The organism is Nocardioides sp. BP30 (assembly GCF_029873215.1).
GTDB lineage: Bacteria > Actinomycetota > Actinomycetes > Propionibacteriales > Nocardioidaceae > Nocardioides.
Genome location: NZ_CP123620.1, coordinates 3996480 through 4019959 on the forward strand (window position 1 = coordinate 3996480; position 23480 = coordinate 4019959).

16 protein-coding genes are annotated in these 23480 nt (G+C 72.2%); 4 read left to right on the forward strand and 12 right to left on the reverse strand.

Annotation, left to right across the window (positions count from 1 at the left end):
* Window positions 1–42: 42 nt before the first annotated feature.
* The gene (pdxH, locus tag P5P86_RS18780) at window positions 43–681 is read right to left on the reverse strand and encodes a pyridoxamine 5'-phosphate oxidase (RefSeq protein ID WP_280608973.1); all 639 of its coding nucleotides are present in this window, start codon (window positions 679–681) and stop codon (window positions 43–45) included.
* Window positions 682–787: 106 nt separating this feature from the next.
* On the opposite strand from pdxH, the gene P5P86_RS18785 reads away from it, so the two are divergent.
* Window positions 788–1891 (forward strand): citrate synthase 2, encoded by a 1104-nt coding sequence (locus P5P86_RS18785; RefSeq protein WP_280608974.1) that lies wholly within the window; start codon window positions 788–790, stop codon window positions 1889–1891.
* Between the two features lie 82 nt (window positions 1892–1973).
* Here P5P86_RS18785 and P5P86_RS18790 read toward each other — a convergent pair whose 3' ends face one another.
* Window positions 1974–2447, reverse strand: a complete 474-nt coding sequence (locus tag P5P86_RS18790) for a GNAT family N-acetyltransferase (protein WP_280608975.1) — start codon at window positions 2445–2447, stop codon at window positions 1974–1976.
* Window positions 2448–2495: 48 nt separating this feature from the next.
* On the opposite strand from P5P86_RS18790, the gene serC reads away from it, so the two are divergent.
* The 3 genes from serC to P5P86_RS18805 all read left to right on the forward strand — a co-directional run bounded on the left by serC (window position 2496) and on the right by P5P86_RS18805 (window position 6834).
* Window positions 2496–3608 (forward strand): phosphoserine transaminase, encoded by a 1113-nt coding sequence (gene serC / locus P5P86_RS18795; RefSeq protein ID WP_280608976.1) that lies wholly within the window; start codon window positions 2496–2498, stop codon window positions 3606–3608.
* Between the two features lie 119 nt (window positions 3609–3727).
* Window positions 3728–3877 (forward strand): hypothetical protein, encoded by a 150-nt coding sequence (locus P5P86_RS18800; protein ID WP_280608977.1) that lies wholly within the window; start codon window positions 3728–3730, stop codon window positions 3875–3877.
* Window positions 3878–3912: 35 nt separating this feature from the next.
* Window positions 3913–6834: a helix-turn-helix transcriptional regulator gene (locus P5P86_RS18805; protein ID WP_280608978.1), complete on the forward strand. Its 2922-nt coding sequence runs from the start codon at window positions 3913–3915 to the stop codon at window positions 6832–6834.
* A gap of 245 nt (window positions 6835–7079) precedes the next feature.
* Here P5P86_RS18805 and P5P86_RS18810 read toward each other — a convergent pair whose 3' ends face one another.
* The 10 genes from P5P86_RS18810 to P5P86_RS18855 all read right to left on the reverse strand — a co-directional run bounded on the left by P5P86_RS18810 (window position 7080) and on the right by P5P86_RS18855 (window position 23395).
* Window positions 7080–8078, reverse strand: a complete 999-nt coding sequence (locus P5P86_RS18810) for a DNA topoisomerase IB (protein WP_280608979.1) — start codon at window positions 8076–8078, stop codon at window positions 7080–7082.
* Window positions 8079–8094: 16 nt separating this feature from the next.
* The gene (locus tag P5P86_RS18815) at window positions 8095–9078 is read right to left on the reverse strand and encodes a YjiK family protein (RefSeq protein WP_280608980.1); all 984 of its coding nucleotides are present in this window, start codon (window positions 9076–9078) and stop codon (window positions 8095–8097) included.
* A gap of 32 nt (window positions 9079–9110) precedes the next feature.
* Window positions 9111–10373 carry a class I SAM-dependent methyltransferase gene (locus tag P5P86_RS18820; protein ID WP_280608981.1) on the reverse strand — a complete coding sequence of 421 codons (1263 nt, stop codon included), beginning with the start codon at window positions 10371–10373 and terminating at the stop codon, window positions 9111–9113.
* Window positions 10374–10455: 82 nt separating this feature from the next.
* The gene (locus P5P86_RS18825) at window positions 10456–13341 is read right to left on the reverse strand and encodes an FAD-binding and (Fe-S)-binding domain-containing protein (protein ID WP_280608982.1); all 2886 of its coding nucleotides are present in this window, start codon (window positions 13339–13341) and stop codon (window positions 10456–10458) included.
* A 4-nt stretch (window positions 13342–13345) separates the two neighbouring features.
* A complete protein-coding gene (locus P5P86_RS18830) occupies window positions 13346–14605 on the reverse strand; it encodes a hydroxyacid-oxoacid transhydrogenase (RefSeq protein WP_280608983.1) in 1260 nt (419 codons plus the stop codon).
* A 41-nt stretch (window positions 14606–14646) separates the two neighbouring features.
* Window positions 14647–15564, reverse strand: a complete 918-nt coding sequence (locus P5P86_RS18835) for an NUDIX domain-containing protein (protein ID WP_280608984.1) — start codon at window positions 15562–15564, stop codon at window positions 14647–14649.
* An 83-nt stretch (window positions 15565–15647) separates the two neighbouring features.
* Window positions 15648–17459 (reverse strand): InlB B-repeat-containing protein, encoded by a 1812-nt coding sequence (locus P5P86_RS18840; RefSeq protein ID WP_280608985.1) that lies wholly within the window; start codon window positions 17457–17459, stop codon window positions 15648–15650.
* Window positions 17460–17576: 117 nt separating this feature from the next.
* Window positions 17577–18851 (reverse strand): geranylgeranyl reductase family protein, encoded by a 1275-nt coding sequence (locus P5P86_RS18845; protein ID WP_280608986.1) that lies wholly within the window; start codon window positions 18849–18851, stop codon window positions 17577–17579.
* Window positions 18852–18875: 24 nt separating this feature from the next.
* A complete protein-coding gene (locus tag P5P86_RS18850) occupies window positions 18876–19409 on the reverse strand; it encodes a DUF4232 domain-containing protein (RefSeq protein ID WP_280608987.1) in 534 nt (177 codons plus the stop codon).
* Window positions 19410–19594: 185 nt separating this feature from the next.
* Window positions 19595–23395, reverse strand: coding sequence for a DNA-directed RNA polymerase subunit beta' (locus P5P86_RS18855; RefSeq protein WP_280608988.1), 3801 nt, complete (start codon window positions 23393–23395; stop codon window positions 19595–19597).
* Between the last annotated feature and the right edge of the window lie 85 nt (window positions 23396–23480).

A 23480-nucleotide genomic window follows, 5' to 3' on the forward strand; every position in this document is an offset into this window, starting at 1 on the left:
GTCACCTACGGTAAATGAGTGAGCACTCACTCACAAGTCGATTTACGGCGCCAGGCGGCAGGTGGCCCAGGTGTCGCCGGCGCGCGTGTAGACGAGCCGGTCGTGCATCCGGCCGATCCGGCCCTGCCAGAACTCGACCGTCGCGGGAACGACGCGGTAGCCGCCCCACTCCTCGGGCACCGGCAGCCGATCGACACCGGCGAACCGGCGCTCGACGTCGGCGTACGCCTGCTCCAGCTCCTCGCGCCCGGCCACCGGCCGCGACTGGTGGGAGGCCCAGGCTCCGAGCTGCGATCCGCGCGGCCGTACGGCGAAGTACGCCTCGACCTCGGCACGGGACAGCGACTCGGCCACGCCCTCCACCCGGACCTGCCGCTCCAGGTCGTGCCAGGGGAAGAGCAGCGCGATCCGCGGCTCCGCCGCCAGCGCCTGCCCCTTGCGGGAGGCCTGGTTGGTGTAGAAGACGAACCCGCGCTCGTCGAACCCCTTCAGCAGCACGAACCGGGCCGAGGGCGCGCCGTCGGGGTCGGTGGTCGCCACCACCATCGCGTTCGGCTCGCGGACGCCGGCGTCACGCGCCTCGACGTACCAGCGCTCGAACATCCCGACCGGGTCCGGAGCAAGGTCCGACTCGCTCAGACCGCCCCTGCTGTACTCCTCGCGCGCCGCCGCCAGATCCATGGCTCCGAGCCTAACCACCCCCGGCACGTGAGATATCCGGCATCGTCGGCCCCTGCTGCTCGAGCCGCATGTCGGGCACAATGCCGGACGGAGATAAGGAGCAGAGATGACCGAGGTACACCACGGGCTCGAGGGCGTGATCGCGTTCGAGACGGAGATCGCCGAGCCCGACAAGGAAGGCTCCGCGCTGCGCTACCGCGGCGTCGACATCGAGGACCTGGTCGGACGGGTGCCGTTCGAGAACGTCTGGGGCCTGCTGATCGACGGCGTGTACACGCCGGGTCTGCCGCCCGCGGAGGCGTACAACCTGCCTGTCCACACCGGCGACGTCCGCGTCGACGTCCAGGCGGCGATCGCGATGCTGGCGCCGGCGTTCGGCTTCCGGCAGACCTACGACATCACCCCCGAGCAGGCCCGCGAGGACCTCGCCCGGGTCGCGGTGATGGTGCTCTCCTACGCCGGCCAGTCGGCGCGCGACATCCACCTGCCGGTGGTGCCTCAGAAGCTCGTCGACGAGGGCCGCACGCTGGCCGAGAAGTTCCTGATCCGCTGGCGCGGCGAGGCCGACCCGAAGCACGCCCACGCGATCGACGCCTACTGGTCCTCCGCGGCCGAGCACGGCATGAACGCCTCGACGTTCACCGCCCGGGTGATCACCTCGACAGGCGCGGACGTGGCGGCGGCCTTCTCCGGCGCGATCGGCGCGATGAGCGGTCCGCTGCACGGTGGCGCGCCCTCGCGCGTGCTCGGCATGATCGAGGACGTCGAGAAGAGCGGCGACGCGACCGCCTACGTCAAGGGTCTGCTCGACTCCGGTGAGCGGCTGATGGGCTTCGGTCACCGCGTCTACCGTGCCGAGGACCCGCGCGCACGCGTGCTGCGACGTACGGCCAAGGAGCTCGCCGCACCCCGCTTCGAGGTGGCCGAGGCGCTGGAGAAGGCAGCCCTCGCCGAGCTCCGCGAGCGCCGCCCCGACCGCGTCCTGGAGACGAACGTGGAGTTCTGGGCCGCCATCGTGCTGGACTTCGCGCAGATCCCCTCGCACATGTTCACCTCGATGTTCACCTGCGCGCGCACCGGCGGGTGGTCGGCCCACATCCTCGAGCAGGTCAGGACCGGACGACTGATCCGGCCCTCCGCCGTCTACACCGGCCCCTCCCCGCGGCCGGCCGACTCCGTGGAGGGCTGGAACGCCGCCTGGGGGAAGTAGTCGGCGCCATGACGTCAGGGCCGCGAAGTGTCACGGTGACACTTCGCGGCCCCCGACCGCGACCGCCCGAGCACCCTGGGCCTCAGAGGCGCTTGCCGAAGCACCGCACGTTCGGTGAGTCGGCGTAGTAGCCGAACGGCTCGATCGGCTCATAGCCCGCCGAGGCGTACAGCCCGACGGCAGCAACCTGGGGCGCCCCGGTCGAGAGCACCAGGACGTCGCAGCCCGCCGCTCGCGCCGTCGTCTCGAGGTGGGCCAGCATGGTGCGGGCCAGGCCGAGCCCGCGGGCCTCGTCGGCGACGTACATCCGCTTGATCTCGGCCGCACGGGTCGCGCCGAGCCGCTCGACGTCCACCGAGCGCCATCCACCGGTCACGACCGGGACGCCGTCGAGATAGCCGACGTAGAACGCGCCGTTCGGCGCCGCGAACGCACCGGTGTCCATCGGGTCGGTGTCACCCTCGCCACCGTAGAGCTCGACGTAGAACGCCAGGGCGCGGCCGACCAGCCGCTGGGCGTCGGGGTGGTCGAGCGGGACGGGGCGGATCTCGAGCATGCGGAACTCCGGGCAGGGATCGGGTGGGCAACTGAGAGGATAGGGACCATGCGCCTCGCGATCCCCGCCGACCTTCTCCCCGCCGACGGCCGCTTCGGGTCGGGCCCCTCCAAGGTCCCCGCCGGCCGCCTCGAGGCACTGGCCGCCACCGGTGCCGGCCTGATGGGCACCTCGCACCGGCAGGCTCCGGTCAAGCAGCTGGTCCGCCGGGTCCGCGACGGCCTGGCAGCCCTCTTCGACCTGCCCGAGGGCTACGAGGTCGTGCTCGGCAACGGCGGCTCGATCGGATTCTTCTCGCTCGCGACCTACGCCCTGATCCGGGAGCGCAGCCAGCACGTCGTGTACGGCGAGTTCGCCAAGAAGTTCGCCGCCGAGGCGACAGCGGCGCCGTGGCTCCGCGACCCGACCATCGTGGGCGCACCGCACGGCGCGCGGGCGCTGGCGTCGTTCGAGGCGGACGTCGACGTCTACGCCTGGACGCACAACGAGACCTCGACCGGCGTGATGTCGCCCGTGTTGCGGCCCGAGGGCGCGACGCCGGACCAGCTGGTGCTGGTGGATGCCACCTCCGCGGCCGGCGGTCTGCCCCTGGACGTGCGGGAGAGCGACGTCTACTACTTCGCGCCGCAGAAGTCCTTCGCCTCCGACGGCGGCCTGTGGATCGCGCTGATGTCCCCGGCCGCGATCGCCCGCGCCGAGGAGCTCGCCGGCGATCGGCACATCCCCGCGTTCTTCAACCTGGTCGACGCGATCAAGCAGTCGCGCCTCGACCAGACCGTCAACACGCCCGCCGTCGCCACGCTCTACCTCATGGCCGAGCAGCTGGACTGGATGAACGCCGCCGGCGGCCTGACCGGGATGGTGCAGCGCACCGCCGCCAGCGCCGAGGCCCTCTACACCTGGGCGGAGGCCTCGCCGTACGCCGCGCCGTTCGTGGCCGACCCCGCCCATCGGTCGCTGGTCGTGGGCACCGTCGAGCTCGACCCGGCCATCGACCGGGTGGCGGTCATGGACCACCTCCGCGAGAACGGCATCGTCGACGTCGACGCCTACCGCGGCGTGGGCGTCAACCAGCTGCGGATCGCCATGTATCCCTCCGTCGATGCCGCCGACGTCACCGCCCTCACGCGCTGCATCGACTACGTCGTCGAGCGCCTCTGAGCCGTGTGATGCTCACCGTGATCCCCCGGTCACGGTGAGCGTCACGCCGCCGATCTGAGGTAGCAGTTCGGGAGGACTCCCGATGTCCCGGCCTACCTCAGAGGCCCAGAGTCGTGGTCATGAGCTACCACGACACCAGCTACATCAAGGCGGAGCAGGCCTACCGGGCGGCGCAGCTGCGCGAGCAGATCGTCGGCCGGCGCGAGGCGAGTCGGTTGCGCAGGCAGCGCAGCAGGCTCAGGAAGGGGATCACCACCTGGGAATCGTGATGCGGCCCGCGACGCCACCGGGAATCATGTCGGATGTGGCGCACACGAGTCGGATCCTGGTCGGACGCGACGCCGAGCTGGAGGAGCTCTCCTCCCTGCTCGGCGTCGCTGCGCATCCGGGCGGCCGGCCCACCTCCGGCGTGCACGTCCTGCTCTCCGGTGACGCCGGCGTCGGCAAGACCCGGCTCCTGCTCGAGCTGACCGACCGCGTCGAGAGCGCCGGGTGGCAGGTGTACGTCGGTCACTGCCTCGACCTCGGCGAGAGCGCGCTGCCCTACCTGCCCTTCTCCGAGCTCCTCGACCGGCTCGCCTCGGACCTGCCCGAGCTGGTCGAGCAGGTCGGCCGCGCCTACCCCGACCTGGGCCGCCTGCAGCCGGTCCGCCGGGTGCTCGGCGCCACCGCGCCCGAGACCGGCGACGCGGACAGGATCCAGCTCTTCGAAGGCGTCCACGCGCTGCTGGAGGCGGTCGCCGCGCAGACCCCGCTGCTGCTGATCGTCGAGGACGTGCACTGGGCCGACCAGTCCACCCGCGACCTGCTGACGTTCCTGTTCACCCGGCCGCTCAGCGGGCCGGTGGCGATCGTGGCCTCCTACCGCACCGACGACCTCCACCGCCGTCACCCGCTGCGTCGCCAGGTAGCGGAGTGGTCGCGGCTGCAGTGGGTCTCCCGCGTCGGGATCGGTCCGCTCGGCGACGACGACGTACGGACCCTGGTGGCGGCGCTCGACCCGGCCGCGACCGAGCAGGAGACCGTCGACATCGTGGCGCGCGCCGAGGGCAACGCGTTCTTCGTCGAGGAGCTGGTCGGCGCCGTCAGCGGGCCCGACCGGTGGGTGCCCGACGAGCTCGCCGACGTCCTGCTGGTCCGGCTCGACCGGCTCGACGAGTCGGTGCGCGACCTGGTCCGCACCGCGAGCGCCGCGGGGCGCAAGGTCACCCACCCCCTGCTCGCCGCCGTCACCGAGCTGTCCGACGACGCCCTCGACGCGGCGCTGCGCCAGGCCGTCGAGTCGCACGTGCTGGTGGCCGGCGACGGCGACTACTGGTTCCGGCACGCGCTCCTCGGCGAGGCGGTCTACGACGACCTGCTGCCCGGGCAGCGGGTGCGGTTGCACGCCCGCTACGTGGCGGCGCTCGGCTCGGGCAGCGCGCCCGGGACCGCCGCCGAGCTCGCCCGGCACGCCCGTCTCGCGCACGACCTCGACACCGCCCTGAGCGCCAGCATCCGCGCCGGTGACGAGGCTGCGGCGATCGGCGGCCCCGAGGAGGCGGCGATGCACCTGGAGTACGCGCTGCAGCTGCTCGCCGACCCGCAGCGCCCGCTGCCCGACGGCGAGTCGCCGGTGCGGGTCGCCGAGGCGACGGTCGAGGCCCTGCTCGCCGCCGGGCACACCGAGCGCGCCGTACGCGTGGCGCAGGAGGCGTTGGAACGGCTGCCCGACGGCTCCGCGAGCGAGCGCGCCCGGCTGCTCACCGCCCAGGCCGTCAGCCTCGGCATCCTCGACCACACCCAGTACGACGCGGTCAGCGTCTCCACCGAGGCGGTGGCCACCAGCGAGCAGGCCGAGCCCGCTCTGCGGGCACGCGTGCTGGCGAACCACACCCAGATCCTGTCCTGGGTCGACCGGCAGGAGGAGGCCGAGCAGTTCGGCCTCGAGGCGCTCGCCATGGCCGAGCGGCACAACCTGCCGCGGATCGCCTCGGCCGTCGTCACCACGCTCAGCTCGGCCGACCGCAGCCGGACCTCGCCGGAGCGGTTCCGCGCGATGATGCCCGCCGCGATCAAGCGCGCTGTCGCCAGCGGCAACATCGGCGCCGAGCTGCAGGCCCGTTTCATCCTGGCGCGGTCCTACCAGGACGAGGCGGACTGGCCGGCCGCCGAGCGCGCCTTCACCGAGGTGGTGACACGCGGTGCGCAGCTGGGGCGGCCGTGGGCGCCGTACGCCTTCGAGGCCCGTCACCAGCTCGCCTGGGTGTACTACGTCGCGGGCCGCTGGTCCGAGGCGCTGGCGCTGCTGGAGATCGCCGTCCCCGGCGCGCCGGCCCTCCCCTACGCCGCGCTGGACTCGATCCGACTCTCGATCCGGCAGGCGCGCGGCGAGACGGTGCCGCTACGGATCCACCGCTCGCAGTGGGAGGTCGACGGGATCGTCGCCGTCTTCGCCGCCGCCACCGAGATCCGCGGCTCGTCGACCCCGGCAGCGGTGCTCCAAGCGTACGACGACGTCATGGATGCGCTGAACCGCGCCTGGAACCCGGGCTTCGCCGCCGGGCTGCGGATCGCCGCGACGACGCTCGGCCGGCTGGCCGAGGTGATCACCGGTCCGGTCGAGCGCGACTGGCTCGCCGCCGTGATCGACCGTCTGGTCGCGGACGCCGTCCACGCCGTACGACACCAGCCCGAGCAGTGGGGTCCGGAGGGGCAGGCCTGGGAGGCTCGACTTCGCGCCGAGGAGCTTCGGCTGCGCCGGCTGCTCGATCCCGCGGCCGTGGCCGACACCGAGCTGATCGAGGCCTGGCGGGCGGCGGAGCGGGCGTTCACCACCTTCGGCCACGTGCACGAGCTGGCCCTGGTGCGTGCGACGTACGCCGACATGCTGCGCGCGACCGGTGACCTCGACGCCGCCCGTGCCCTGGCCGACCAGGCGCGGTCGGCCGCGCGCGCCCTGGGCGCCCGGCCGCTGCTGACGACCCTGGGCGAGGTGTCGGGTGCGGCGGCCCCGAGCGACGCCGCGAGCGTCGTGGCGCTCACCACCCGCGAGCGCGAGATCCTGGCCCTGGTCGCCGACGGCCGGAGCAACGGCGAGATCGGCAAGCAGCTGTTCATCAGCACCAAGACCGTCTCGGTCCACGTCTCCAACATCCTCGCCAAGCTGGGCGCCTCGAGTCGCACCGAGGCCGCCGCCATCGCCCGTCGCCAGGGACTCGTTGAATCGGGCCTCCGTCCCCGTTGAATCGGGCCTCCGTCCCCGTTGAACCGGGCCTGCGTCCCCGTTGAACCGGGCCCGCGTCCCCGTTGAACCGGGCCTGCGTCCCCGTTGAACCGGGCCCGCGTCCCCGTTGAACCGGGCCTGCGTCCCCGTTGAAGCGGACGGAGGCCCCACTCAACCCAGACGGAGGCCCCACTCAACCCGGACGCAGGCCCCACTCAACCCAGACGCAGGCCCCACTCAACCCGGACGGAGGCCCGAATGAACGTCTACTCGCCAGCGATCAGATCCAGCGTCGCCAGCTCCAGTGCCAGCTGCCGCTCATCGGGCGTCGCATACGTCCGCCCGGTGGCGGCGGCGATCGTCCTGCCCTCCTCGTAGGCACTGACCACGCGCGGGTCGACGTAGGACTTGCGCGCCAGCGTCGGGGTGTTGCCGAGGAACTCCGAGACCTCGCGCATCGCCGCGGCGACGACGCGGCGGCGGGCCGTCGCGGAGCTGACAGCGGGGGCCTCGGCCAGCGCCGCCGCGGCCAGCACGGTGGCGTGCCAGGTGCGGAAGTCCTTGGCTGTCGCATCGACGCCGGTCACCGCTCGCACGTAATCGTTGACCAGCTGCGGCAGCATCGCCCTCCACCGCCGGCTCTCCAGGTAGGCCAGCAGCTCCTGACCCCCGCGCCGGCGCCGCATCACGTCCAGCGCCTCGCGCACCATCGCGTCGTCGATCTCGATGCGGTGGTCGACACCGGACTTCCCGGTGAAGGTGAAGACCAGCCGGTCCTGCATGCGGCGTACGTGCCGCCGCTGCAGCGTGGTCAGCCCGAAGGAGCCGTTGGTGTCGGCATAGACGTCGTTGCCGATCCGGAAGTAGCCGAGGTCGAGCAGCCGGACCGCCGCGGCGCACGCCCGCTCCCGCGGCATCCCCTCGCGCTGCAGGTCGGTGAGGACGTGCGCCCTCGCCTCGCCCAGCGCCCGGCCGAACTCGAGCACGCGGTCGAACTTCTCCGCGTCGCGGCGGGTGCGCCAGTCCGGGTGGTAGAGGTACTGCCGCCGCCCGGCCGCGTCGGTGCCGACGGCCTGCAGGTGCCCGTTGGGGTAGGGCGTGATCCACACGTCCTCCCACGCGGGCGGGATCACCAGCGCCTTGACCCGCGCGATCTCTTCGGCGCCCAGCCGCTCGCCGTTCGCGTCGAGGTAGGCGAATCCGCGGCCGGTGCGCTTGCGCGACCAGCCCGGCTGCTCGGGAGAGGTGCGTCGCAGTCGGACCATGAGCGGCGGTACCCCGTCAGCGCCGGCGCAATGACCGCACCAGTACGCCGAGGGCAGCGAGGCCGATCACACCGCCCACGGCCCAGGGCCACCACTGCCGGCCGGAGGCGTCAGGCCCGGCTCGATGCGCCTCGACGGGCGCGGGTGCGCTCGACCCAGAGGCACCCGGCCCGGACGCACCCGGCCCGGACGCACTCGGCCCGGCGAGCGCTGCCGCCGGCAGCTCGAACCTCAGCACCTGTGCGTGCAGGCCCTCGCTCGACAGGTAGGCGGTCCCGTCGGGACGGACGCCGACGCCCTCGCCCTGCGGCTGGTCGGGCAGCCGGAAGGAGGCGATCTTGTCCATCGAGGGCCAGGCGTAGGTGGTCGCGCCGAAGTAGCCGCGGATCAGCACCGCGTGCCCGCCCGGCAGGAAGACGCCGTCGGTCGCCATCGGCATCACGGCGCCGACAGCGGTCAGCCGGTTCTCGCCTGTCGTCGAGAGGTGCTCGGGCGCGGCGTACAACCGGCCACCGAGCCATCCCTTGGTGGCGACGTAGAGCCGACCGGTACTGGGGTCGCACAGCAGCGTCTCGGCGTCGTGGGCGCCGTCGGGGTAGACCAGGGTGTAGACCGTGGGGTGCACGGTCCGGTCGGTCGGCCCGACCGGCACCTCGGCGACCTGGATGTGCGGGCGGGAGGCGGCGTTGTCCCCGATGTCGCCCACCCAGACCTCGCCGTCGGGAGCGGGCGCCAGTGCCTCGACGTCGCGCGGGGACCGCTCCCAGTTGGTCACCCCGACGGTTCGGCCACCTCCGTCGACCACGAAGACCCGGCCGGTGTCACCGCTGTCGTTGGTCGTCGCGAACAGACCACCCGGGAGGACGACCAGCGCCGAGGCCTCGTCGATCCGGCTGTCGGCGAAGGAGAAGACCTGCTGCCCGTCGCCATCGGCATGCGCCGGCCCCGCCACCACACCCCCGGCCACGCCCGCGACCAGGAACGCAGTCGCCGTCAGCACGGCGCGGACGCGGGCGTTCCCGGACGACGCCCTCACAGCCCGAGCAGCTCGCCCAGCTTGGGCCGGATCCCCCAGGTGGCGACCAGCTCGTCGTACTCCTTCTTCACGCTCCCGCCGGTGACGGGCCCGCTGGCGCGGACAGCGCGCAGCAGCGTGTTGCGCGGCGTGTGCTGGCTCTCCACGAACTGCACCACGTCGACCTTGTAGCCGCTGAGCCGCAACAGCGACGCGCGCACCGCATCGGTCATCGTGTCGGCGAACCGCTCGCGCAGGATGCCGTGCCGGGTGATCATCGCGTACGGCGAGGGCGTCGGCGTCCTGCGCAGCTGGGCGGCGATGTCATGGTGGCAGCACGGGGCGGCGAGCACCAGCGGTGCCTCCCAGGCGATCGCCCGCGCGAGCGCGTCGTCGGTGGCGGTGTCGCAGGCGTGCAGGGCGAGCACCACGTCCGGCGGCGTTTCCAGCTCGACGCCGTCGATGGTGCCGACCACGAACGCGGCGTCGCAGTGTCCGATCGTCTCGGCGAGCCGCGAGGCGACCTCGGTGTTGTGCCGGGCCGACTGCTCCTTGACGTCCACGCCGGTGACGACGACCGGCAGCCCACGGACCTCGGTGAGGTAGCGCTGCGCGGCGAAGGTCAGGTAGCCGTTGCCGCAGCCCAGGTCGACGATCCGCAGCGGCTCCTCGGCGGTCGGGGTGCGCAGCCGGCCCTTGGTGCGGGCGTCGTCGATGGCGGTGGCCAGGTGACGCAGGAACTCCTCGACCTGGCGGTACTTCGCCTGCCGGCTCGGCTTGAGCCGGCCGTCCTTGTCGGAGAGGCCGAGCGCGACGAAGACCGGATCGTCCTCGGGCAGCAGTCGCTGCTTGGCCTGGTCGTGGGGGAACGTGGTCGCGGGCGCGTCAGCCTTCGTTCCCCCGCCTTCGGCGGGCAGGGCGAGAGGGGTGGTTCTGACCCGCGCGGTGGTCGGCTTGGTGACCAGCAGCTCGTAGCGCTCCGCCACGGTGTCGACGTGCCAGTTCGCGAACGGCACCTCGAGCAGGTCGTCGAGCGCTGTCGGATCGCCCAGGAGGTGGTTGGAGGTGAAGGCCTGGGTCTCGTCGTAGGTCGTGATCTGCAGGTGCGTGCCGCTCTTGAGGTCGACGTAGCGCAGCTCGGCCCGGCGCCAGGCGGGCTGGGTGCCGCGCTGCCGGCCGCTGGCGACCGCCTTGACCAGCCGTTCCGGGTCCAGCAGCACCGAGCGCATCCGGTTCAGCGCGCGCAGGAGCGGCTCGCTGGTCGTGGTCGGCTCGCTCATCCCTTGACCAGCTGGGTGATCAGCACGATGAGCAGCAGGACCACCAGGGCCGCCGGGATGACGAGTCGGCGGTGGCGGGGGTTCACCCCTCGATCTTAGAAGCGAACAACTCCGCGAGATGCATCGTGGGCACGTGCGCCAGGTCGTCGAGCTGCACCCGGCACGACATGCCGTCGGCGAGGACCACGGCGTCCGGCTGCGACCGCACCGCCGGCAGCAGGTGCGTCTCGGCGACGGCCACCGACACCTCGTAGTGCCCCTGCTCGACGCCGAAGTTCCCGGCCAGACCGCAGCAGCCGGCGACCTTGGTCACCGTCGCCCCGGCGCGCTCGAGCAGTCGCTGGTCGGCGCTCCAGCCGAGCACGGCGCTCTGGTGGCAGTGCGGCTGCGCGACGACCTCGATCCCCCGCAGGTCGGGCAGCTCCAGGTCGAGCCGGGTGACGAGCTCGGCGAAGGTCAGCAGCCCGTCGGCGACCAGCTGCGCCTCGGGAGCGTCGCTGAGCTCGAGCGCATCGCTGCGCAGGGTGGCGGTGCACGACGGCTCGAGGCCGATCACCGGCACGCCGCTGGCGACGTACGGCGCCAGCGTGCGGACGGTGCGGCCCACGATCGCCTTGGCCTTGTCCAGCTGGCCGGTGGTGATCCAGGTGAGGCCGCAGCAGGCGTCGTCCTGGATCACCCTGACCCGCAGGCCCTGCGCCTCCAGGTAGCGGATCGCGGCCAGACCCGAGCGCGGGAAGAAGTGGTCGGTGAAGGAGTCGGCCCAGATCCACACGTCGGGCTGCACGTCGACGGGCTCGGCCGGCGTGGCCCCGAGCGGTCCCCGGCCCTGTCGGGGGGCGTCGGCGGCGCTGCGCAGCGTCCGGGTGGCGAACGTCGGCACCGAGCGCCGCTGGTCGATGCCGGCCATCCACTTCGCGAGAGCCCCGAACGGCGGCAGCTTCACCAGCACGTTGAGGAGCACCGCGAACGGCGCCGCCAGCCGTGCCCATCTCGGCAGCTGGCCCAGGACGAAGTGCGAGCGCGGGCGACGGATCTTCTCGACGCTGTGCTTCTGGTAGAGCGCCTCGGACTTGTAGGTCGCCATGTCGATGCCGCTGGGGCAGTCCGAGGAGCAGCCCTTGCAGGCCAGGCAGAGGTCGAGCGCCTCCCCCACCGCCGGGTCGGCGAGCCCCTTGACCAGGCCGCCGTCCAGCGCCTCCTGCAGCACCCGGGAGCGGCCGCGGGTGGAGTCCTTCTCGTCCTTGGTCGCCAGGTAGGACGGGCACATCACGCCGTTGGTCCGCGGTGCGACGCACTTGCCCACGCCGGTGCAGCGGTGCACCGCCGCTCCGAGGTCGCCCTCGTCGTGGATCAGTCGCAGCGCCGGGCGCGGGGTGGCGCGCGGCCGGACCGGGCGCAGGTCGTCGGTGATGCTCGCCGCGCCGTTGCGCGGACCGCCGTCGGGTGCGGTGATGATGCCCGGGTTCATCAGGTTCTCGGGGTCGCAGACGGCCTTGACCTGCCGGAACAGGTCCAGGGACGTCTCGTCGTACATGAACGGCAGCATCTCGCCGCGCACCCGGCCGTCCCCGTGCTCGCCGGACAGCGTGCCGCGGTAGTCGCGCAGCTTGTGCGCGCAAGCGGTCATGAACTCCCGGAACAGCTGTGCGCTCTCCGGCCGGCCGGCCTCGAACGGGAAGTCGATGCGGCAGTGGATGCAGCCGTCGCCGAAGTGCCCGTAGGGGAAGCCGTGCAGCCCGAACTCGCCCATCAGCGCGTCGAAGTCGCGCAGCCACGCCCCCAGGTGCTCGGGGGGAACCGCCGCGTCCTCCCAGCCGCTGTAGGCCGGCGTCTCCAGCGAGCGACCGGCCAGGCCGGCGCCGTCCTCCCGGATGCGCCACAGCGCGGCCGCCTCGCCGGCGTCGGTCACCAGCCGGGTCGCGAGCGCGCCGCCGACCGCCGCGAGCCGATCCGTCACCTCGCGGGCGTCGGCTCCGGCGACCTCGGCGAACAGCCAGCCGCCGCCCTTGGGCAGGTCCGGCACGGCACCACTCCGGGAGCGGACCAGGTCCACGATCCGTGCGTCCATGCCCTCGCACGCGATCAGCCGCCCGGGAGCGGCCGCGAGCAACGCCGGTACGGCGTCGGCGGCCTCGGCCATGCTCGGGTAGCCCAGCACCAGCAACAGCCGGCCGGGCTCGTCGGTCACCAGCCGGACCGTGGCCTCCAGCACCGTGGCCAGCGAGCCCTCGGTGCCGACCAGGAACCTGTCGACCCGGCGTCGCTCCGGCAACAGGTGCTCCAGGCTGTAGCCGCTGACCTGGCGGCCGAACCGGCCGAACTCGGTCCTGACGTGTGCCAGGTGGCGATCCGCGATGTCGCCCAACTGCGCTGCGGTCGATCGGTGCACGCCGTCCGCCCCGGACCTCGTGGATACGTCGAGCAGCGCCCGCTCCCCGTTCCCGAACACCACGTCCAGCGACTCGACGTTGTCCACCGTGCGGCCGTACCCCAGCGCCCGGGAGCCGCAGGCGTTGTTGCCGATCATCCCGCCGATGGTGCAGCGGGTGTGCGTCGACGGGTCGGGACCGAACCGCAGCCCGTACGGCGCGGCAGCCCGCTGCAGGTCGGCGTGCACCACACCGGGCTCCACCCGCGCCGTCCGCGCGTCCGGGTCGATCTCGAGCACGCGGTTGAACCCGCGGGTGTCGACCACGATGCCGGGACCGACCGCGTTGCCGGCGATCGAGGTGCCGGCGCCGCGCAGGGTGACCGGAACGCCCAGCGCCCGGGAGGCCTCGTGCACGGCGAGCAGGTCCTCGACGTGGGTGGCCTTGACGACCGCCTGCGGGACGACCCGGTACAGGGAGGCGTCGGAGGAGTAGAGGGCGCGGGCCAGGGTGGAGTCGTCGACCCCGCGCAGACCTCGCCCCCGCAGCTCGGCCGCCAGATCGGCAGCGGCCAGGTCACCAGCGGTCAGCGTCACCGCCTCATTCTCCCATCGAGCGGCGGAAGATCCTCGCCAGGTCCTCCTCGGTGGGACGCTTCGGCGCGATCGAGAGCAGGCGTTCCTGCTTGAGCGCGCCCTGGACCAGGTCGTCGACGTCGCCGGCGGTGTAGCCGACCTCGGCCAGGCCGCTGGGGATGCCGATGTCGCGCATCAGCGCGGTGAGCACGCGCGGCAGGGTGTCGGCGTCCGCACCCGTCGCGTCCGGGTCCAGCAGGCGGGCGGCGCGCAGGTGGCGTTCCGGAGCGGCGTCGAAGGTGAAGCGGAAGGCCTCGGCCGCCGTCAGCGCGACCGACATCCCGTGCGGGACGACCGGATGTCCTTCCGGGTAGCCGGCCGGCACGTAGTCGCGCACCCGACCCGCGATCGGGTAGGCGTCGGCGTGCGGGATGTGCACCCCGGCGTTGCCGAAGCCGAGTCCGGCGAAGGTGGCGGCCGTCGCCATCTCCTCCCGGGCGCGTACGTCGGACCCCTCGGCCACCGCCCTGCGGAAGGAGCTCGCCAGCAGGCCCAGCGCCCGCTCCGACCACATGTCGGCGATCGGGTTCGCGCCGCAGTACGGGACGCGCTGCTCGGGCGACTTCTTGTCGAACGCGTCGTAGGGCCGGGCGGTGTAGGACTCCAGCGCGTGGCACAGGATGTCCATCCCGGCACTCGCGGTGACCATGCTCGGCTGCGTCAGCGTCAGCGTCGGGTCGACGACCGCCAGCGTCGGCCGCAGCGCAGCGTGCGAGATCCCGGTCTTGACCTTCAGCGCCAGCACGTCGAGCACGCAGACGGTCGTCGACTCGGCGCCGGTCCCGGTCGTCGTCGGTACGGCGACCAGCGGCAGCAGCGGCTTGCTCGGCGCCAACGCCCTGCCCACCGGCGCGTTCACGTAGTCCATCAGCTCGCCGGGGTTGGTCAGCAGCAGGTTGACCGCCTTCGCGGTGTCGATCGAGGATCCGCCCCCGACCGCGACGATCGCATCGAACGGCCCCTCGCTGCGGGCGAAGTCGATGGCGTCGGCGAAGGAGGCGTCGGTCGGCTCGACCCGCACCCGGTCGTAGAGCGTGACGCTCATGCCGACGCCGGAGATCTGCTCCGCGATCCGCTGCGGGTGCCCCGTCGCGGCGACACCGGCGTCGGTCACCAGCAGCACCCGGGCGACGCCGTACCGGCTCAGGTCGTACCCGATCTCGGCCGAGGCTCCGGCCCCGAACTTCAGCGCCGGCGCGGCATAGGTGAAGACGGTCTCAGTCACCCCGCCAACCTAGCGCCCGCACCCTTGCCGGCCCTCGCCCCTCAGGCTCCGCGCCGGGCGAGGGCGGCCAGCACGACGTCCCGTACCGCCACCGAGCCGTCCGAGATCCCACGAACCGGCACCCATGCCACCGCGTCCACCGTCCCGTCCACCTCGACGACGCGCGGCTCGGCGTCGACGTCGACGGTCGCGGTGTAGATCAGGTGGATCCCGTGGAACTCCTCGTGCCGGCCGCTCGGCGCGGTGCCGGTGAAGGCGATGTCGTCGGCGGTCAGCAGGGCGCCCGGCACACACGTCAGGCCGGTCTCCTCGCGGACCTCGCGCACGAGCGCGTCGACCGGGGACTCGCCGAAGTCGATGCCGCCGCCCGGCAGGTTCCACTGCCCCGCGTGGGGCGCGCGCGGGGAGTTGCGGCACAGCAGCACCTCGGTGCCGTCGGCTGTCTCCCGACCGATCAGCGCGTAGGCCGAGATCCGCTGCACCTGCACCGGACGGTGCGCGGCCAGCGCGTCCAGCACCAGCGGCGCCGTCGGGACGGTGCCGTCCAGCACCGCCGCGAGTGGCCGCCACGCGGCCTCCGCCGTACTGCCGCCGACCTCGAGCGTGCGCGGCTCGGGCGCGTCGGCCGCCACCCAGCCGTCGTAGACGATGCGGAGCGCGTGCGTGTCGACGGCATGACCGCGCCAGCGCCGCTCGCCGTGGTGGCTGAACACCCGGGCGGTCTCCCCCACCGACGCCTCCAGACCGGTCTCCTCGCGCACCTCGCGCACGACAGCCGCGCGCGGGTCCTCGCCGTGGTCGAGGCCGCCGCCCGGCAGGCTCCAGACCTCCTCGTCGGTGACGAGCTCGGAGAGCCGGCTGAGCAGGATCTCCGGGTCACCCGAAGCCGCGACGCGCTGGATGATCGCGTACGCCGCCACCCGCTGGCGCCGCGGGAGCCGTCGGGCGGGCTTGCTCATCGACGGCGGCCGAGCGGGGACGAAGGGAGCACCCCAGCAGTCTCCCAGATCACCCCAGACGCGCGGCGGACCTCGCCGCCTCCTCAGGGACGCAGGACGTCGGCGCCCGATCCGCCGTGCAGCTGGTCGTGCCCGGAGCCGCCGACCAGCAGGTCGGGGGCGCCCTCACCCCAGAGCCGGTCGTCGCCCGGGCCGCCGTAGATACGGTCGCGGGCCGGCCCGCCGTACAGGTCGTCGTCGCCTGCGCCGCCGCGCAGGACGTCGTTGGTCCGCACGCCGTGCGCTCGAGCGTGCAGCAGCGCCCGGCTGCCGGCGCCGTCGACCACGTCATTGCCCGCGCCGCCCCACACGTGGTCGTCGCCACCGCCGGCGACCACGTGGTCGTCGCCACCGCCCCCGTAGATGCGGTCGTCCCCGGAGCCGGTGCAGATCAGGTCGGCACCGCCGCCGCCACGGATGGTGTCGTCACCGCCGAGTCCCACGATGACGTCGGGACCGGAGGTCCCCCGCAGCTGGTCGTCGCCGGGCGTGCCGACGATGGTGGCCCGACGGCCGTCGCACAGCGGCGCGACCCATCGCGCCGTCAGGGTGATGTCGCTGGTGACCGCGTGCCCGAAGTCGTAGGGGGCACCGTTCAGGGTCCAGCCCCCGAACGTGTAGCCCACCCGCTCCGGCGACGACGGGGCCGGCGCCGGCGACCCCTCGGGCACGGTCTCGGCGGCCACCGGCGTCCCGCCGGCGGAGTCGAACCGCACCGTCACCGTCGGCGCCGCGGGCGTGGCGACCACCAGCGTGAACGCCTGGGTGGCGTCGGGCGAGACGCCGTTGGAAGCAGTGATGTCGAGCGGATAGCTCCCGATCGCACCGGCGCCGGGAACCCCCGCCAGCGTCGCGGTCCCGTCACCGTTGTCGGTGAACGTGACGCCGGCCGGTAGCGCACCGGCCTCGGTCACGACAGCGGTGGGAACGGCCGTGGACCTGATGGTGAAGGATCCGGCCTGGCCCACCCCGAACGTGGTGGTCGCGGCCGTGACGATCGTCGGCGGCGCGGCGGCGTAGCTGATCGCCACCGACGGTGAGGCATCGGCGGTGTTGAGACCGACGGTGCCGCCGGGCGCGTAGCTCGAACCGCCGCCGCCACCACCGCCGTCGGCGCTCGCCGCTCCGCCACCGCCGCCGTAGTAACCCGCTCCCCCGCCGCCCCCACCGCCCATGTTGACCGCGCCGAAGATGCTGCCGCCAGCGCCGCCGGTGCCGAGCGCGCCGTCGGTGGCCGCCGTCGCCGTCGCGTAGCAACCGCCCGTGCCGGCCGCCCCGCCCGTCGTCGCTCCGCCGGGCTGACCGCCGGCCGCTGCACAGCCGCCCGTCACCCCTGCCGAGCCGGCGTCACCCCCGACACCGGCGGCGACACCGCCGTTGGAGCCGCCACCGCCGCCGCCACCCGCGGCGACCAGCAGTCGCGAGGCCAGCGAGCCGGGGGTCGCCGCCGGGACGGTCCGTACGTCGGAGGCGCCGCCGCCGTTGCCGCCGGAGGCCGCGTCGCTCGTGCTACCCCCGGCGCCACCGCCCGAGGCCACCTCGACGTAGAGCGTGTCGCCGGGCCGTACCGTCAGGGTTCTGGTGGCGGTCCCGCCGTGGCCTCCGGGGGAGCCGAACATCCCGCCTGCTCCGCCCGCCTGGCCCGTCGCTGTGACGTCCACGGTGGCGACACCGGCCGGGACCGAGAAGGTCTGCTCCGCTCCGGTCGCCGTGAACACGCAGGTCACCTCGCCAGCGCTGTCGGTGCAGCCGGCCGGCAGGGACACCGCTGCCGCGGGGGCCAGGAACGCCGGCGCACCCGCGAGCGCGAGTGCGATCGGCAGCGTGCAGGTGGCGAGGACGGTACTGATCTTCACAGGGCACTCCCGAAAGTCGACCCCCAGCAACACTCCCGCACGGTGGCGAGCTCTTTACTCAGTACATCGGTTCCGGGCACCCTCGTCCAGCCGATCGCCGGTCAGGCGCCGCCTGGTCTAGACCGTTGGGGCGAAGAGTGGCCGCTCGTCGCGGTGCGCGGTGATCCGGCCTGCCCGGCGCCAGATGCGCGCGGCCAGGTCGGTGTCCTCGTCGGTGACCAGGTTGCCCATCCAGCGCAGCGCGAGCCGCATCAGCAGCGTCGACCTCATGCCGAGGGGACCGAGCGCGGCGACGACCCGCGGGTTCGTGGCCACCTCCGCCAGCCGGCGCGCGATAGCGAACGCGTCGCCGTAGTGCGCGCGCAGCAGCTCGGGCCAGAGCGCCTCCAGGCTCGCGTGCCGCGTCGAGGCCAGGACGTCGGCGACGAGCCGGCCGGTCTCCAGGCCGTAGTCGATGCCCTCGCCGTTGAGCGGGTTGACGCAGCCGGCCGCGTCGCCGATCAGCGCCCAGTTGGGTCCGGCGACTCCCGAGACGGCTCCCCCCATGGGCAGCAGCGCCGAGGCCTGGGCCCGCAGCTCGCCGGTGAGAGCGAACTCGGCGCGGATGGTCTCGGCGTAGTGCCGCATCAGCGGCTTGATCGCGACCTCGGCCGGTCGCTTGGCGGTGGCCAGCGTGCCCGCCCCGAGGTTCACCTCGCCGCTGCCGAGGGGGAAGACCCAGCCGTAGCCGGAGAGCACGGCTCCCTCGGCATCGCGCAGCTCGAGGTGGGAGCTGATCCACGGGTCGTCGCTGCGCTCGGAGGTGACGTAGGAGCGGCCCGCCACGCCGTACACGGTGTCGCGGTGCCATTCCCGGCCCAGCACCTTGCCCAACGGCGAGCGCACCCCGTCGGCGACCACGACCCGGCGGCAGGCGATCTCGACCGGTTCCTCGGACCCGACACGCGTGAACGAGACCGCCTCGACCCTGCCACCACGCATCCGTACGTCGACGGCACGCAACCCGTCGACCGCCGTCGCACCCGCCTTGATGGCGGTGGTGCGCAGGTGGTCGTCCAGCTCGGTGCGCGGCACCGCCGAGCCCCAGTCTGGGAGCGAGCCCCCGGGCCAGCGCAGCTCCAGCGTCTGGCCGAAGCCGTGCGCTCGCAGCCCGTGGTTGACGGTGTGGGCGCGGAGCCAGTCCGCCAGGCCGAGCCGGCTGAGCTCCGCGACCGCGCGCGGGGTCAGCCCGTCGCCACAGGTCTTGTCGCGCGGGAACACCGCCGCGTCGACCAGGACGACGTCGACACCGGCGCGGGCCAGCCAGGCCGCCGCGGCCGATCCCGCCGGACCAGCACCCACGACGAGCACGTCGGTCGACCGCGGGACGGCACTCGGGACGGCAGCGGTCATGACCGGAAGGCTACCCGGGCTCGCTCAGCCCTTCTTCCGCAAGGCCTGGTGACTCAGCTGCGGGCTGAAGCTGGCGATCACCTTCCGCGAGCAGGCTCGGGTCCGGTAGGGCACGAAGGTGCCGGCGTAGGAGTCGGGGACGAAGACCCGGAAGCCGTCGACCTTCCTGGGCCTGCACAGCGAGCGGTCGTAGTTGGCGGTCTGCGCGATCTGGACGCGGCTCGTGGCGCGCTGACCGGGCCGCAGCACGAAGGAGCGCACCGGCGTGCCCGGCGCCCGGGTCGCGGCCGCTCCGACCTGGGTGCCGTTGCCGTGACCGACGAAGGAGAGCCCGCCATACCCACCGGTGCGGCAGGAGTGGTCGGAGGTGTTCTTGTAGCGCATCGTGCCGAACATGCTGCCGGCCGCGGCGCCGTGCACGCGGAACGTGATCGCGAGGTCCGCGTTGGAGCACTCCGGTACGGCGGCTCCCGCGGGCGTGCCCGGAAGCGCCGTCAGTACGCCGGAGGCGATCCCTCCGGCGAGCGCGGCACCGAGGATCATCCTGCTCGGGCTCATGGTCCTACCCCCTCCAGCGACGAGACTGACGTCGGCCCGGTACCCGCTCTGCGACGTTCACACGGCGCGAGCTCGGCGCGCCACCCTGCGCCACCGGTGCGGATAGGCGACGACGCCCCCTCCGCGCGGGCGCGGAGGGGGCGTCGTCTCGACAGATCCGGAGCGAGGCCAAAGCCTCGCTTCGCTCAGCTCTGGTAGGAGCCGAAGTCGAAGTCGTCCAGTGCGACGGCCTGACCCGACCCGGTGTTGCTGAAGTCGTAGTCGTAGCTGTCGTAGCCGGTGACCGAGTAGGCCGCGGCGCGGGCCTCCTCGGTCGGCTCGACCCGGATGTTGCGGTAGCGCTCGAGGCCGGTGCCGGCCGGGATGAGCTTACCGATGATCACGTTCTCCTTCAGGCCACGCAGGCTGTCGGAACGACCGTTGATCGCCGCGTCGGTGAGCACCCGGGTGGTCTCCTGGAAGGAGGCCGCCGAGAGCCACGACTCGGTGGCGAGCGAGGCCTTGGTGATGCCCATCAGCTCCGGACGACCCGAGGCCGGCTTGCCGCCCTCGGAGACGACGCGACGGTTCTCGGTCTCGAACTTGACCCGGTCCACCAGGTCGGACGGGAGCAGGTTGGTCTCACCGGACTCCAGCACCGTGATCCGGCGCAGCATCTGCCGCACGATGATCTCGATGTGCTTGGCGTGGATCGACACACCCTGGCTCTTGTAGACCGACTGGACCTCGTCCACCAGGTGCTGCTGGGTGGCGCGGACGCCGAGGATGCGCAGGACCTCCTTGGGGTCGGGAGTACCGACCGTGAGGGTGCGACCGACCTCGATGTGCTCGCCGTCGGCGACGTTGAGTCGCGAGCGGCGGGACACGACGTACTCGATGACGTCGGAGCCGTCGTCGGGCTTGACCAGGACCTTGCGGGCCTTGTCGGTCTCCTCGATCTCGATCCGGCCCGCGGCCTCCGAGATCGGGGCGACGCCCTTCGGCGTACGGGCCTCGAAGAGCTCCACCACGCGGGGCAGACCCTGCGTGATGTCGTCCGCCGAAGCCACACCACCGGTGTGGAAGGTACGCATCGTCAGCTGCGTGCCCGGCTCACCGATCGACTGGGCCGCGATGATGCCGACGGCCTCGCCGATGTCGACGAGCTTGCCGGTGGCCAGCGAGCGGCCGTAGCACTTGGCGCAGGTACCCGTCTTCGCCTCGCAGGTCAGGACCGAACGGACCTTGACCTCGGTGACACCGGCCTCGAGCAGCTCCGCGATCTTGACGTCACCGATGTCCGAGCCGGCCGGGGCGAGAACCTCGCCGCTGGTCGGGTGGACGACGTCCTCGGCGGCGGTGCGGGCGTAGGCGGTGGTCTCCACGTCCTCGGACGTGATGTCGACCAGGTGGCCACGCTCGGTCCCGCAGTCCTCCTCGCGGATGATGACGTCCTGCGAGACGTCCACCAGACGACGGGTCAGGTAACCCGAGTCGGCGGTACGCAGCGCGGTGTCGGCCAGACCCTTGCGGGCACCGTGGGTCGAGATGAAGTACTCGAGCACGGAGAGGCCCTCGCGGAAGTTGGCCTTGATCGGACGCGGGATGATCTCGCCCTTGGGGTTGGCCACCAGGCCTCGCATGGCGCCGACCTGACGGATCTGGTTGAAGTTACCCGAGGCACCGGAGGTGACCTGCATGAAGATCGGGTTCTTCTTGTCGAACGCGTCCTCCATGGCCTGGCCGACCACCTTGGCGGCCTCGGTCCAGATCTCCACGAGCTCCTGACGCCGCTCCTCGTCGGTGACCAGACCGCGCTCGAACTGCTTCTGGATCTTGGCGGCCTTGGACTCGAACTCGCCCAGGATCTCGGCCTTGTTCGCCGGCGTGGTGACGTCGTCGATCGAGACCGTGACGCCCGAACGGGTCGCCCAGTGGAAGCCGTTGTCCTTCAGCGCGTCCAGCGACGCCGCGACCTCGACCTTGGTGTAGCGCTCGGCCAGGTCGTTGACGATCGCACCGAGCTGCTTCTTGCCCACCTCGTAGTTCACGAAGGGGTAGTCGGCCGGCAGGGTGTCGTTGAAGATCGTGCGGCCCAGCGTGGTGTCGAGCACCTCGCCGGTGTCGAGCCGGATCTTGATCTTCGACTGCAGCGTGATCTCGCGGCGGTCGAAGGCCATCACGGCCTCGGCCTGCGAGGCGAAGGCGCGGCCCTCACCCGGCTGCTCGTCACGGTCGGCGGTCAGGAAGAACAGACCGATGATCATGTCCTGCGACGGCATGGTCACCGGACGACCGTCCGACGGCTTGAGGATGTTGTTGGTCGAGAGCATCAGGATGCGAGCCTCGGCCTGGGCCTCCGCCGACAGCGGCAGGTGGACAGCCATCTGGTCGCCGTCGAAGTCGGCGTTGAAGGCGCCACAGACCAGCGGGTGCAGCTGGATGGCCTTGCCCTCGATCAGCTGCGGCTCGAACGCCTGGATGCCGAGACGGTGCAGGGTGGGCGCGCGGTTGAGCAGCACGGGGTGCTCGGTGATGACCTCTTCGAGGACGTCCCACACGACCGGGCGAGCACGCTCGACCATCCGCTTGGCCGACTTGATGTTCTGCGCGTGCGACAGGTCGACGAGGCGCTTCATCACGAACGGCTTGAACAGCTCCAGCGCCATCTGCTTGGGCAGACCGCACTGGTGCAGCTTGAGCTGCGGCCCCGACACGATGACCGAACGGCCCGAGTAGTCGACGCGCTTGCCGAGCAGGTTCTGACGGAAGCGGCCCTGCTTGCCCTTGAGCATGTCGGAGAGCGACTTCAGCGGACGGTTGCCCGGCCCGGTCACCGGACGACCACGGCGGCCGTTGTCGAACAGCGAGTCGACGGCCTCCTGCAGCATGCGCTTCTCGTTGTTCACGATGATCTCGGGGGCACCGAGGTCGAGCAGGCGCTTGAGGCGGTTGTTGCGGTTGATCACGCGGCGGTACAGGTCGTTGAGGTCGGAGGTCGCGAAGCGGCCACCGTCCAGCTGCACCATCGGACGCAGGTCCGGCGGGATGACCGGGACGGCGTCGAGCACCATGCCCTGCGGGCTGTTGCCGGTCTTGCGGAACGCGTCGACCACCTTGAGCCGCTTGAGGGCGCGGACCTTGCGCTGACCCTTGCCGGTGGCGATGGTCTCGCGCAGGTTCTCGACCTCGGCCTCGATGTCGAAGGTCTGCAGGCGCTTCTGGATCGCCGTGGCGCCCATGTGGCCCTCGAAGTACTTGCCGAACCAGTTCTTCATCTCGCGGTAGAGGAGCTCATCGCCCATGAGGTCCTGCACCTTGAGGCTCTTGAACGTGTCCCAGACCTCGTCGAGACGGGCGATCTCGCGCTCGCTGCGGTCACGCAGCTGCTTCATCTCCCGCTCCGCGCCGTCGCGGACCTTGCGCTTGGCGTCGGCCTTGGCACCCTCGGCCTCGAGGGCCGCGAGGTCCTCCTCGAGCTTCTTGGCGCGGTCGTTGATCGCCACGTCCATCCGGTTCGTCAGCATCTTGCGCTGCTGGTCGACCTTCGCCTCGAGCGAGGACAGGTCGCGGTGACGCGCGTCCTCGTCGACCGAGGTGATCATGTACGCCGCGAAGTAGATGACCTTCTCCAGGTCCTTCGGGGCGAGGTCGAGCAGGTAGCCCAGCCGCGACGGCACACCCTTGAAGTACCAGATGTGGGTCACGGGGGCGGCGAGCTCGATGTGGCCCATCCGCTCGCGGCGCACCTTGGAGCGGGTGACCTCGACGCCACAGCGCTCGCAGATGATGCCCTTGAAGCGCACGCGCTTGTACTTGCCGCAGTAGCACTCCCAGTCCCGGGTGGGACCGAAGATCTTCTCGCAGAAGAGGCCGTCACGCTCGGGCTTGAGCGTGCGGTAGTTGATCGTCTCCGGCTTCTTGACCTCGCCGTGGCTCCAGGTGCGGATGTCGTCCGCGGTGGCCAGGCCGATCCGAAGCTGGTCGAAGAAGTTAACGTCGAGCACTTTGGCTGCTTTCCTCGTACTTTTCGAATTCTGTGTGGCTTGAGGGACCGAGCGGGGGCAGTACGCCGGGATCCCGGCGTACTGC

What these genes read in the sequence shown, in the direction of transcription:
- pdxH (WP_280608973.1), bottom strand. Translation starts at nt 681, where the DNA reads ATGGATCTGGCGGCGGCGCGCGAGGAGTACAGCAGGGGCGGTCTGAGC.
- P5P86_RS18785 (WP_280608974.1), top strand. Translation starts at nt 788, where the DNA reads ATGACCGAGGTACACCACGGGCTCGAGGGCGTGATCGCGTTCGAGACG.
- P5P86_RS18790 (WP_280608975.1), bottom strand. Translation starts at nt 2,447, where the DNA reads ATGCTCGAGATCCGCCCCGTCCCGCTCGACCACCCCGACGCCCAGCGG.
- serC (WP_280608976.1), top strand. Translation starts at nt 2,496, where the DNA reads ATGCGCCTCGCGATCCCCGCCGACCTTCTCCCCGCCGACGGCCGCTTC.
- P5P86_RS18800 (WP_280608977.1), top strand. Translation starts at nt 3,728, where the DNA reads ATGAGCTACCACGACACCAGCTACATCAAGGCGGAGCAGGCCTACCGG.
- P5P86_RS18810 (WP_280608979.1), bottom strand. Translation starts at nt 8,078, where the DNA reads ATGGTCCGACTGCGACGCACCTCTCCCGAGCAGCCGGGCTGGTCGCGC.
- P5P86_RS18820 (WP_280608981.1), bottom strand. Translation starts at nt 10,373, where the DNA reads ATGAGCGAGCCGACCACGACCAGCGAGCCGCTCCTGCGCGCGCTGAAC.
- P5P86_RS18835 (WP_280608984.1), bottom strand. Translation starts at nt 15,564, where the DNA reads ATGAGCAAGCCCGCCCGACGGCTCCCGCGGCGCCAGCGGGTGGCGGCG.
- P5P86_RS18845 (WP_280608986.1), bottom strand. Translation starts at nt 18,851, where the DNA reads ATGACCGCTGCCGTCCCGAGTGCCGTCCCGCGGTCGACCGACGTGCTC.
- P5P86_RS18850 (WP_280608987.1), bottom strand. Translation starts at nt 19,409, where the DNA reads ATGAGCCCGAGCAGGATGATCCTCGGTGCCGCGCTCGCCGGAGGGATC.